Annotated in this window: 14 protein-coding genes; 9 read left to right on the top strand and 5 right to left on the bottom strand. The window is 37.9% G+C overall.

Annotated elements, in window-relative coordinates; all coding sequences use genetic code 11:
- The first annotated feature begins 132 nt into the window (after window positions 1-132).
- The 7 genes from NG743_RS11220 to NG743_RS11195 all read left to right on the top strand — a co-directional run bounded on the left by NG743_RS11220 (window position 133) and on the right by NG743_RS11195 (window position 4,813).
- The gene (locus tag NG743_RS11220; RefSeq protein ID WP_228043835.1) at window positions 133-1,146 is read left to right on the top strand and encodes a DMT family transporter; all 1,014 of its coding nucleotides are present in this window, start codon (window positions 133-135) and stop codon (window positions 1,144-1,146) included.
- 59 nt (window positions 1,147-1,205) lie between these two features.
- Window positions 1,206-1,625 carry a class II aldolase/adducin family protein gene (locus tag NG743_RS11215; RefSeq protein ID WP_051424353.1) on the top strand — a complete coding sequence of 140 codons (420 nt, stop codon included), beginning with the start codon at window positions 1,206-1,208 and terminating at the stop codon, window positions 1,623-1,625.
- 263 nt (window positions 1,626-1,888) lie between these two features.
- The gene (locus NG743_RS11210; RefSeq protein ID WP_257121994.1) at window positions 1,889-3,274 is read left to right on the top strand and encodes an MFS transporter; all 1,386 of its coding nucleotides are present in this window, start codon (window positions 1,889-1,891) and stop codon (window positions 3,272-3,274) included.
- Between the two features lie 111 nt (window positions 3,275-3,385).
- Window positions 3,386-3,466: a four helix bundle protein gene (locus NG743_RS26690; RefSeq protein WP_306459850.1), complete on the top strand. Its 81-nt coding sequence runs from the start codon at window positions 3,386-3,388 to the stop codon at window positions 3,464-3,466.
- A gap of 16 nt (window positions 3,467-3,482) precedes the next feature.
- Entirely contained in the window at window positions 3,483-3,725 is a 243-nt protein-coding gene (locus NG743_RS26685; RefSeq protein WP_306459841.1) for a four helix bundle protein, read from the top strand.
- 190 nt (window positions 3,726-3,915) lie between these two features.
- The gene (locus tag NG743_RS11200; RefSeq protein WP_027402881.1) at window positions 3,916-4,221 is read left to right on the top strand and encodes a ferredoxin; all 306 of its coding nucleotides are present in this window, start codon (window positions 3,916-3,918) and stop codon (window positions 4,219-4,221) included.
- A gap of 292 nt (window positions 4,222-4,513) precedes the next feature.
- Window positions 4,514-4,813, top strand: a complete 300-nt coding sequence (locus NG743_RS11195; protein WP_257121993.1) for a ferredoxin — start codon at window positions 4,514-4,516, stop codon at window positions 4,811-4,813.
- 75 nt (window positions 4,814-4,888) lie between these two features.
- Here NG743_RS11195 and NG743_RS11190 read toward each other — a convergent pair whose 3' ends face one another.
- Window positions 4,889-6,466 carry a SpoIID/LytB domain-containing protein gene (locus NG743_RS11190; protein WP_027402879.1) on the bottom strand — a complete coding sequence of 526 codons (1,578 nt, stop codon included), beginning with the start codon at window positions 6,464-6,466 and terminating at the stop codon, window positions 4,889-4,891.
- Between the two features lie 1,040 nt (window positions 6,467-7,506).
- Here NG743_RS11190 and grpE point away from each other — a divergent pair.
- Window positions 7,507-8,175: a nucleotide exchange factor GrpE gene (gene grpE, locus NG743_RS11185; RefSeq protein WP_027402878.1), complete on the top strand. Its 669-nt coding sequence runs from the start codon at window positions 7,507-7,509 to the stop codon at window positions 8,173-8,175.
- 203 nt (window positions 8,176-8,378) lie between these two features.
- The gene (locus NG743_RS11180) at window positions 8,379-8,705 is read left to right on the top strand and encodes an STAS domain-containing protein (RefSeq protein ID WP_027402877.1); all 327 of its coding nucleotides are present in this window, start codon (window positions 8,379-8,381) and stop codon (window positions 8,703-8,705) included.
- Between the two features lie 142 nt (window positions 8,706-8,847).
- On the opposite strand, the gene NG743_RS11175 is transcribed toward NG743_RS11180, so the two are convergent.
- The 4 genes from NG743_RS11175 to NG743_RS11160 form a co-directional block, all read right to left on the bottom strand.
- Window positions 8,848-9,984 (bottom strand): PP2C family protein-serine/threonine phosphatase, encoded by a 1,137-nt coding sequence (locus NG743_RS11175; RefSeq protein ID WP_027402876.1) that lies wholly within the window; start codon window positions 9,982-9,984, stop codon window positions 8,848-8,850.
- A 7-nt stretch (window positions 9,985-9,991) separates the two neighbouring features.
- Window positions 9,992-10,765, bottom strand: coding sequence for a DUF1350 family protein (locus NG743_RS11170; RefSeq protein ID WP_257121992.1), 774 nt, complete (start codon window positions 10,763-10,765; stop codon window positions 9,992-9,994).
- An 85-nt stretch (window positions 10,766-10,850) separates the two neighbouring features.
- Entirely contained in the window at window positions 10,851-11,537 is a 687-nt protein-coding gene (locus tag NG743_RS11165; protein ID WP_257121991.1) for a hypothetical protein, read from the bottom strand.
- A gap of 129 nt (window positions 11,538-11,666) precedes the next feature.
- Window positions 11,667-11,858: a hypothetical protein gene (locus tag NG743_RS11160; RefSeq protein ID WP_027402873.1), complete on the bottom strand. Its 192-nt coding sequence runs from the start codon at window positions 11,856-11,858 to the stop codon at window positions 11,667-11,669.
- Window positions 11,859-11,918 lie beyond the last annotated feature (60 nt).

The following is an 11,918-nucleotide window of genomic DNA, read 5'->3' as shown; positions in this document are numbered from 1 at the left end:
TTAATATATAGTCTTTTGATTACACAAGGATCACACCAAAAATCTGTTGTAGGGTGCCTCAGACATCAATAATCTGTTTATTTGCAGGTATGCAGTTTGACGCATCCTCGTAATGTGCCAGTTGCGTAAGTCATGTCTTTCATACAAAAAAAGGATCTACTGGCAAAATATATGGTGCAGGAATTTAGTACGGCATTGAAACCCACCCTAAACAATACACTTCCATTGGCTTTCTTATCATTATTACTGGGAGTTTTCATTTTATCTTTTGCGGCAATTTTCACTCGACTGGCAGAAAATGAACTGAGTCCGTCAGCAACTATTTTTAATCGCTATTATATAGCTACAGTAGTTTTATTTGTTTGGCAAGCAGTTCAATCTAGAATCAACAATCCATCTAAACCCAATCAAGTCATTGAATTACGAGACTGGGGAGTTTTTCTTTTATCATCAATATTAGGGACTGCTGCTAGTTTTCTTTGGGCTTTGTCATTAACTCAAACCAGCGTTGCTAGTTCTAATTTGCTCCATAATGTCACCCCTATCTTTGCCGTATTAGGTGGTTGGTTGTTCTTATGTCAAAGTTTTGACTATAAGTTTTTATTAGGAATGATCATAGCAATTGTTGGCATAGCTATCATTACTAGTGGAGATTTTCAAGCTGAGGTTAACTCCCTTTATGGTGACTCTTTAGCTCTCCTATCTGCTGTTTTTTATGCCTTAAACTATCTAGCCAGGGAAAAATTACGCTCCAAATTTTCAGCATCTACTATATTATTGTTTACTTGCCCATTAAGTGGATGTTTTACTTTCCTCATTGCATTAACTAGTGAAACACAACTATTTCCAAATTCCTGGGAAACCTGGCTGGCAGTAATTTGTTTAGCAGTTCTATGTCAAATTATCGGACAAGGATTGCTAACTCATAATCTTAAACAATTTTCTTCAGGTTTTGTTACTCTCTTGATGCTTCTAGAGCCTTTGCTAACAGCCTTATTTGCTTTTTTAATTTTTGCAGAAAAGTTAAGTGTTCTCAACTGTTTTGCCTTTATCCTCGTTTTAATGGGTATATATATAGCAAAATTAAGCATTGGCTCAGGAAAGGTAGAAGAAAAAACCAATCTTGATATTCAGAAAACTGCATAAATAAAAATTAAGGTAAGGAAATTTTGCAAACATTTTAATTTTTAGATCACCAATCCACAATGAGTTTACCCACTCCACCCCGTTGTCCTGATCCCAACCGAATACCCCTGGAAGGGATGGCAATTGCCACGCAAAAACAGGGTTTACTACCCCTGCATCAATCCATGATGGAGTTAGATGGGCGTGTTGCCCGACACCAGTTTGAAGGGATTGCCACGGATGATAATCTCTCAGAACGGGATCGGCTTGTGCGTGATTTGGGTGACAAGCCCTGTATAATCCTTTGTAATCACGGACTCCTAACCGTCGGACGATCTGTGGCCGAGGCCTTTTACTGGATGTGGTATCTCAATCAGGCTTGTCGAATTCAATTGGCGGCGCAAAGTTCAGGTGCGGAATTATTCATTGAAACCCACGCAGGTGGGTTTTGCCTGTGTAGACGCGGTTTCCAACCGCCCGTTTTACCCCTACAAATTTAGGTTATTTGAATCCGAATTACCAAAATTTCGCGGATCAGCACTTAGTTAGGATTTGCTGATAGAAGCGTGGCGTAAGCCATAAAAGTCTTCTTTTGATGGTAGGTGACAGGTGACAGGTGACAGTTTTAGCCAGTTGGTATAGTTCAATTTTATACCCTCCAAAAAACCTTGCACTTTTTCAGCAAGTAATAGTAAGGGAAAAATAAGAAATAAATGCTACACTGAACTATAGGCTTTGTCACTTACGGATAATCACTATTGCCATGTTAGAAAACAGCCCACCAGAGTTGAAACAACAACCCATATTTGGATCATCTTTATTGAGGTGGACTGAGTATTTTTCCAGTCAATCAGGAGAGATGACTCAAAGCATGAGCGTTTTTATCTTGATCTGGTTTGGTCAAGTGTTGTCTCTGGTTGGCTCGCGGACAACGGGTTTTGCGCTCAGTATTTGGATTTATCAACATACGAATTCCACAATTCAATTTACACTGCTGATTCTCTCCACAACCCTACCGACAATTTTGATCTCCCCCATTGCCGGTGTGGTTGTCGATCGCTTTCCTCGGCGCTGGATCATGATTATTAGTGATTTCTGTGCAGGTTTATGTACCTTACTAATTGCTTGGTTATTTATCAGTAATCACTTAGAAGTTTGGAGTCTGTGTCTAGTCAGCGCGATTAGTTCCAGCTTCAATGCTTTTCAAGGACTAGCCTATTCCTCCGCCACCACATTACTTGTGCCGAAATCACAGCTTGGTCGTGCCAGTTCAATGACACAGATCAGATTGGCGATCGCTGAAATTCTCTCCCCTGTATTAGCAGCAGCTTTATTAGCAACTGTACAATTGTCAGGAATTGTCATCATTGATTTATCTACATTAGTCTTGGCCTTAATCTGTTTGCTGGTAGTTAAATTTCCCGAAATTTCGTCCACAGAAAATCCTGATGCCGAAACCAATTCATTTTGGCAAGAAATCACCTTTGGCTGGAAATACTTAGTAGCACGTCCTGGACTACTCGGATTAGTCATGTTCATTGCCATTATCAACTTTCTCGTTGGTAGCGCAGAAGCTCTGACTACACCCTTAGTGCTTTCCTTTGCTTCCGCTCAATCGCTAGGGACTATCTATTCTATTTCTAGTTTTGGACTATTACTAGGCAGTGCCGTGATCAGCATTTGGGGCGGGCTAGAACGCCAGATCAATACCATATTTGTATCCATGACATTTTTGGGCATCTCCTATGTATTAGCCGGGTTGACGGCTTCCACAGTTATATTTACGATCGCCAATTTCTTGATATTTCTGATGTTTCCCATTATCAATGGGTCAATTCAAGTCATCTATCAAAAAAAAGTAGCACCAGAAGTTCAGGGAAGGGTCTTTGCTTTTCGCAGTGCCGCTGTTCAGGGGTTTTTACCACTGGCCTACCTGACCTGTGGAGCATTAGCTGATCAATTTTTTGAACCAATCATGGCGAAAGATGGGGCTTTAGCCAATAGCATTGGCCAAATTATTGGGGTTGGTCATGGTCGCGGCATGGGTTTAATGTTTATCATCCTGGGTCTGTTTTCTCTAGTCGTCACCTTGATTGCCTACTTATATCCGCGTTTGCGCTGCGTAGAGAATGAACTACCTGATGCCTGAGTTCGGTGTTAGGAGTTAAAATTTAAGAGAGAACTTTAACTTTTGCTGTCAGGATTGTCAAACTTTGTCGCTTTCTCCATGATTTGGGTGGCGTAGAAAAAAAAAAAAAAAATTCTCTCATCTCAACTCATTCGTAGTGGTACTTCCATCGGTGCGAATGTAAGAGAAGCTCAGTCAGCACTTCAGCCATAAAGACTTTCTCCATAAAATGGAAATTTCTTTAAAAGAAGCCCGCGAAATGGAATATTGGCTGATTGTTTTAGTTGAATCAGAAGCTATTAACCCAGAAAAGGTCAAATGTCTTAGGCAACAAATTGATATCATTATCAGAATTTTGGTAACTATCACGAAAAAAGTCAAGGAAAAACACCAAACTCCGAACCCCGAACTCCGAACTCCGAACTCAGGTCTGATGCACTTTGACATCTATCCACCTACGGATTTTATATAACAAAAACTTATTGGTAATAAGTAACTAAATTTCATTACTAATCGGGGTCAATTTTCTGTCATAAATTTTAACTTTTCCCTTAGTATCAGAATTGAAGCAAATTTAAACCAGCGGCTAATCCCATCAGAATAGCTGTAGTGTTTCCTGAAATATCACTTATACTGCCGATTTCACAAGAAAGGATAATTAAATGGCTACTTACAAAGTTACTCTAATCAGCGAAGTAGAAGGTATTACTACTACTACAACTATTGACTGTCCCGACGATACCTTCATTCTAGATGCAGCAGATGAAGCTGGACTTGACTTACCCTACTCCTGTCGCGCTGGTGCTTGCTCAACCTGTGCCGGTAAAATTATTTCCGGTACTGTTGACCAATCAGAGCAGTCTTTCTTAGATGATGACCAAGTTGAAGCTCAATATGTATTGACTTGTGTTGCTTATCCTACTTCTGATGTCACCATCGAAACCCACAGAGAAGAAGACCTTTACTAAGTTTTAGTACAAAAGTCCACTCTACAAAGGAGATTGGGAATTGGCTACTGAGTAAGACTTTTAGCAATTGCCCAACCAATTGTTCCCTTTAATTTTAGTTCCCGGATCATAGAACTCTAAAGTCTTGGAACTAGACTAACCTCACAAAGTTAATTTTCTGTCACCCCTTGTAACCTTTTCCTGGGGATCAGAACTCAAGTAAATTGAAACCAGCACCTAATCCCATCAGAATAGCTGTAAAATTTGCTGAAACATCACTTATACTGCCGATTTCACAACAGAGGATAATTAAATGGCTATTTTCAAGGTAAGACTATTCAACGAAGCCGAAGGTTTAGACCAAACTATTGACTGTCCCGACGATACCTTCATTCTAGATGCAGCAGAAGAAGCTGGACTTGACTTACCCTACTCCTGTCGCGCTGGTGCTTGCTCAACCTGTGCCGGTAAAATTATTTCCGGTACTGTTGACCAATCAGAGCAGTCTTTCTTAGAAGACGACCAAGTTGAAGCTCAATATGTATTGACTTGTGTTGCTTATCCTACTTCTGATGTCACTATCGAAACCCACAGAGAAGAAGACCTTTACTAAGTTTTAGTAAAAAAATCCACTCCAAAAAGGGGATTGGGGATTGGCTACTGAGTAGGACTTTTACCAATTCCCCAATTACCTTTTTCCTTGAATTTTAGTCCCCGGATAATAAAACTCCAGAATCTTAGAACTAGACCAACCCAGTTTGGCTAAATTCTGAGCGCCTGTTTGACTTAAACCTACTCCATGTCCTAAACCACCACCAATAAAAGCATATCCCCACAGATTAGTTTGACCTTTATTCAATGGTTGAATGTAGAAAAGCGTGCTAATGGGGGCAGCAAAGGCACTGCGAACTTCATCTTTTTGTAAGGTAAAAACACCAATATCTGTTTTCACAGCCAGTTTTAAAATCCGTCCACTGGAACTGCGCCGAACGACGGACATGGCTTGAATTGTTTTGAAATTGCTATAGGGACTTTTTTTCGCTTGTAAGAACTTTTGCAAGTCTTTGGTAATTTTATTGATGTCCGTTTCTCTATGCCAACGGAATACATCCCATGTACTTTCATTAAATCCGGCTTTAAGATTGATAAATTTCTCAAAGTTCCGATCATCTGCTAGATTCTGATGTGATAAGTTCCAAAGATTTTGATTAGCAGCATCTATGACCGGTTTTAAATAGGGACGATCTTCTCCATTCCAGATATCACTAAAGTTAGCGGTAACACCACCTGTAGTGGAAGAATACAAAGCATCAACTATTTCGTTATTATAAGTGAGGATCTGACCTCTGGTCGAGGCGATCGCCTGATCTGTATTTTTAGCAATTCCGCTCAGTCCTTGATAAACTTGACAGTGAGTGTCAGCACATAACTGATAATTATCTACCGCAAATCTGCGAACATTTCGCAAAGCATAGGTGCGAGCAATAATCGCTTGTGCTTCTAGGGCTGCCATTGGCGCATCTATGCCAATTTCATGGGGTAAAACTCCTCGTACATAGGTTTCCAAGGGGACGGTGTTCACTAAGGTATAATTCCCATAGGCGTTAGGCTGCAAGGTCACTTTTCCGGGATAAACACCCTTTGATTCGACTTTGTTATCGGTACTGACTTTGACCAATTCCCTACCCGCCGTTACTTCCAGATAATTGGGACTATAATTTTTACCATTTACTACCCAAGTAATTTTTGGGACTTTTGATAAAACATTGGTTGCTAGGTAAGCATTTTGATCACCGGATGTTTCTATACTTTTTAATAGTAAGCGGCGAATTAAGGGAGTGCTGTAAACCGCCCGTTTTGCCCATACTTGCCAGCGTTCTGGTTGGGATATTTCCACTTCTATACCCAGGGAACGCCAGTGATTAGCGTTATCTTCGGCTGTTTCAAAGGTGCGAAAGTCACCCAGCACTAATACTTCCTGAACCACTGTTTGGGTTAAGGGCTGCATGAATGTTGCTAACTGGATGGGTTTGTCTGTGACTAGGGTTTGCTGTTGACTACCTACTGCAAATTTTAATGTTAAGCGATCGCCCTTGGTGGCAGATAATTCTAACTTGTCTGTGGGTTTAGCCCCAAATCGTTGGACAATACCAATTTGCAATTTTACATCCTGGTTTTTGCTTACGGGTTCTGATGCGGCAGTCAATCCCAATAAGCACAAGGTTGTTATTAATCTGTAGGAAGAACGCCAAATAAATATTTTCATGCAAACTAATTCTGATTGCCCTTATATTGTCGGAGAGGTTTTAAATTAATTAACTCAATTTACAAAAGAAGGGAACAGGGAACAGGGAACAGGGAACAGATAAGAAACACTCATTTGCACCAGTTTAGAGCTTCAGTCAAAAAAAAGATGTTTTTAAAAGATGCGTAGCACGAAAAAAACAGTGTCATTATTTCAATCTCATGTTTAAAAACATGAGTTTTTCCTGTTCCCTGTTGCTTGTTCCTCTGAATCATGATAAGAAGATGCAGGGCGGCAGGAAGAATCACAAATTACCAATCTCAAGTTAGATAATTAGCAACTGGGAATATTATATATTTTTCACTTATGCGCTTCTATAATACCATTACGTCTTTTCTTCGGCACAATTGCAAATAAAACTCATTATGAGTATGATTTATTTAGTGATGACGACAATTTTTAATGACAACCTGCTGCTGTATAAGCCAACTATCTCAATGCGGCTTAATTATTTGATTCTATTTGATTCTATAAGTAGGGGAAAAGCAAAAGCTTAATGGTGTCAACTTAAGCTCAAATCCCTACCATATCTCATTCCTAGTCTTTGACTAGGAATGCAGTTAATGAGGCTCTGCCTCTAAGGGATCACCAAAAAATAAATTACCCAATTTTGTGGGATGGGCATCCTGCCTGTCCTTGGTAATTAGCGGGCAAGACTTGTACTGAGCTTGTCGTTCGCGTAGCGTGGCGTTAGCCATAGTATGCCCGCACCACAAGAAACTTTTGGGGATTTTTTTAATTGGAAGTCCCTTAATATCATTGAAGTCAGAGCCTTCTAGAATTCATTCCCAGTCAGAGACTGGGAATGAGATGACTTGAGTTCTTTGCAGGATAGAGGTTTTACGTTAAGTTGACACCAATGAAGCTCTTGCTCTACCCCCTACAAATCTAGGTTTTTCGTAATTTTCCAAAAGTCCATATTTCAACCATGTTGAGTATAGAAGAATAGTTTAACTGGAAAAAAGGTATAATAGCTAACAATATCTTATATCCCATATTTTATGGCGCAAGTTGACTTGACTGATAATTTGCGAAATTTAATGCAAAAAGTTGGTTGTGATAGTTTTAACGCTTTAAGTCGTGCTGCTGGTGTTTCCCAATGGCAAATTTTGCAGTTGCGGAGGGGGAAAATCGGACAGATGCGGATGGAAGTATTGGTAAAACTGTCAGAGATTTTACAAATATCTTGGATTGAGTTGGTAGAAACTTTCAGTGTTAATGGTTTATTTTCAAGTGTCAACAACACCCATTCCTCTCATAAAAACATAAACTTATTAAGGCAAATTACGGATTTACAATCTGAGTATGAAAGATTAACATTATCAATGTTAGAACAACGAGAAGTATTACAACAGGAATTTCAGCGGTCGAGTTTACAAATATTAGAATCCTTACTATTACAATGGCCAATAGCAGCACGTAGAGCCAGGGAGGATCATCAGTTATCAGCGGTGAAAATACTACCTTTGGTAGATAAACCCCTAGAGACATTATTACAGACTTGGAATGTGCAAGCGATCGCCGCTGTCGGCGACCAAATTCCCTATAATCCACAATTTCATCAATTATTAGAGGGAACAGCACAACCAGGAGAAATCATTAAGGTACGTTATCCAGGTTATATGCAACACGACCAGCTTTTATACCGAGCTAGAGTCAGTCCCATATAATTATTTGTTGTATTTGTTGCGACTCAATCTCCCAAAAATGCTCTAAAGGATCACTATTTTGGGTTATAAGAAACTGGAATAAATGCCTGATGAAAAATTGCTCAATATTTTTGTGTACAAAATGTCTTTATTCAATTTAACGTTAAGATATACTAATAAAATCAAAATCAGAACCTTATTAAATAAATCAAAATTAGCATATTATGAATCAGCAGGTGAAAGTGATTTCCATTAGTGGGAGCTTTAATGCCAATAGCTCTCAAAACTTTCGAGAAAGTATTACAGAAGTAATGGAAAGTGGAATGTCCATTGTATTAGTTGATTGTCATAATGTTACCTTTATGGATAGTTCTGGATTAGGCACTCTGGTTTTAACATTTAAAGCTTTACAAGAATTAGGTATAAAGATGGTAATTTGTTCAATTAATGAGCAAGTTAGAATGCTATTTGAATTAACTGGGATGGATAGCAAATTTACAATTGTTCCTAGTCAAGAAGCATTTGAAAATCTTTTGCTTTCTGCCAAGTAGGTTAGCATTGAAAAGTGTCGTTATAAGAAGGCAAAAGGTAAGAGGTAAGAGGTAAGAGGCGAGAGGCGAGAGTGAAGAAGCTTTGGGCAATTTTACTTTTCTTTACACACTTTGGTTTTATTGTGTTCTCCTACTTACTTGATCAATCAAATTTAACTTGAAGAATAGATAAATCATCTTCAAATATCTCTTTGGAGTTTAAGTTAATTAGGTAATCCAGTATATAATCAAGTTGATTATCAACAGAATATTGTAAGCTAATTAAAATCTGAGTAAACCCTTCCAAACTCCAAAGATTACCATTTGATTGAGTGATTTCATAAGCACCATCACTAAAAATATAAAGGGTACTAGATTTTTCAATCTGACAATAAGCATCAACATATTTAGCTTCAGGAAACATCCCCACCGGCATTCCTGGAGTTTTTAATCTTTTTACTTCTGTGTTAGTAGGAGAGTTACCAGAAATGATAATAGCTGGTGGATGTCCAGCACTAGAGTATGTTAACTGCCGACTAACTCGATTATAAACTCCATACCAAATCGTAAAATATTTATCATTTTGATAATTTATTTGAAAGGTATTATTTAAAGCCGCTAATACCTCGCTAGGTTGATAGTAATTTAAATCTTTGAGAGCGCGGGAACGTAAAAGATTTAATACAGAAATTGAAGGCAGAGTTGCTTTTAGTCCATGACCAGCAACATCTAGTAGGTAAATAGCTAAAGAATCAGCGTCCAGCCAATTATAGTCCAAACAATCCCCACCAAGTTGCCTGGATGGCAAAAACTTAAACTGAATACTCAGGGGGTTATTTATAGGCCGGGGTAAAAGGGATTTTACATATTCTGTAGCTTCGGATAATTCTGTTTCTAAAAGTAGCTTTTGGGTCTGTAAATCCTGACTTAATTGATGTAGACGTAACCCGGCTCTAACTCTTGCTTGGAGTTCGTTTTGTTCGATAGGTTTGGAGATAAAATCATCAGCACCAGCATCTAATCCTTTAACTCTATCTGCGACTGAATCTAAAGATGTTAATAAAATAAAGAATGTGGTAGATAATTTGGGATCTTTTTTAATGACATTACATACTTCTATCCCAGTTAATCCCGGCATAATCCAATCACATATAATTAAGGCTGGAGGTGAATCCAGCGTCCTTAAAATCCCTTCTTCTCCCGTACTCGCGGTAATAACTTGATAACCTTGTTTTTCTAAAATTCTTTTGAGGAAAATTTGGATGGATCGGTCATCATCAATAATTAGGATTTCAAACATGAGATTATTAAGAAAGGGGATTTAACCAAAACAATATAACTTGTTTTAATTGATTTAAATCTCGATAAACTTCTTGCTTTAACCATTGTCCTAAAGCATCAAAGGGACTAAAGGAAGTTCCTGGCTGCCATTTAACATCTTGTCCTAAAGGTGTGGTATGAGTGCCTGATAAAGTTTGTGTTGTCACCATATCAGGAAAGAGTTGTTGTAAAATTATTTTTAAGTTTGCTGATTGATCTAGGCTATCTTTATTAAATCTTATTAATAAATTTCGCCGAATCTGATAGCTGTCTTGGACTATTTGGTTGGTTTGTGCGGGTGTAGGTGTAAATTCAATGTCTAATTGGGAATTTAACTGGGAATTTAACTGTTCTACTAATGGTATGGCTTCACTGGCGGCAAAGTTATTAAAGGATATTAAAATATTACCAGCCCTTTGGGTTGGAAACAGGCTACCAATTAGTAAATGCAGTTTACAACCCATGCTATGTCCGACTCCATAGGTGGGAAGATAAATTTTGCGGAGTTTTCCAGAGTCTTGTAACTTTTCTAGGGTATATTCAAATTTACGGAGGACAGATTTAGCGATCGCTGTATGATCTAATGTATTCACAAAAGGTGTAGCAATAATGACATATCCTTGATCCGCCAAGTTTTCCAGTAACCAACGATAAGTTAAATGTGGTAAGGTGGCGACAAATGCACCACCTAAAAAATGAATAATCCCGATAGGATTACGGGGAATAAGTACCCAATTGCCTCTAATTTCTTGCCAGTTCATTTCCAAAGTTTGTATAATATAAGACTTTACGATTTGCTGACTTTATCTCATTCAATTGCATACCGCTATAAATATATATAAAGTATTAACTCTGACTTTGCAACTTTTTCATTTCCTGCTGTACATCTAGGGAAATTTGCAGGGCTTCATTTAATAATTTACCATGTTCTGTGGCTTCTTCAGTAACTTGCATTGATGCCAAAGTGGCTAAATTATTAGTAAATAAATCAGAATTGGTGATAATAAAACTTTTATTTTCTCGCAAAATTCTCTCTGTTTTTAAAGCGCGGATTAAATCATTTCTAGTTAATTCGAGTGCTAGTAATACTTTTTCTCTTTCTTGTATACTTACTCCTAAGTTGCCAACATCCTCAATTTGGTCGTTAATATGTATGGCTTTAATCACGGAATTATATCTTTCTACATCATTTAGTAAAATCCGCAAGGAATTGGTCATATTCTGCTTCAGAAACTTCATTTTACCTCTCCATAATAAATATAATAATATTTGAATACTCCCACTTGTCCATAAAATGAAAATAATTAATGATAGCCAAGATGATAGTTTTACTAATAGATAAGTACAAACAGAAATGGTAATTCCCGCGAAAGCCACAGTAGCAATTTCTGTTTTTCGAGCTTTTTTTAGCAACCTTATACTGAATTGCTGGATAATATCAGTAATAATTATTAATTTATTATCAACAGGTAAGTTAGTCGCATCTTGAAGTTGATCATGACTAATATCCAATCCCTGTAAATCATCGCGCACAGTTGCTAAATCCTTAACTACTATTGATTTAGTCTAATATAACAACTGGATTTCCAGAATGGCAATTACCAATTACCAATTACCAATTACCAATTACCAATTACCCATGACCAATTACCAATTACCAAACTAAGTTACTTGTAACAAATAGGTCATACAGTTTCCCATTAAAAAATAAACTACTAGCATTGCTGCTGCGGCTAATGCCACCAGTATACCAGCCAGCATGAAGGAAAATTCTTTATGATGATAGGCTTTTTCCATTAGGTGTAGCGACCATGCTACAAGTGCGACATCAAAGATTAAAATAGGAATCAACATATTTCTTAATATTTCTTCATAGAAGTACGATTATCTTAACACTGTTTTGGATAACTGTGT

Origin of the sequence: Dolichospermum heterosporum TAC447, from assembly GCF_024584745.1 — a bacterium.
GTDB classification, from domain to species: domain Bacteria; phylum Cyanobacteriota; class Cyanobacteriia; order Cyanobacteriales; family Nostocaceae; genus Dolichospermum; species Dolichospermum heterosporum.
Note: the sequence above shows the minus strand (reverse complement) of the source record. Positions and strands in the feature narration are given on the sequence as shown.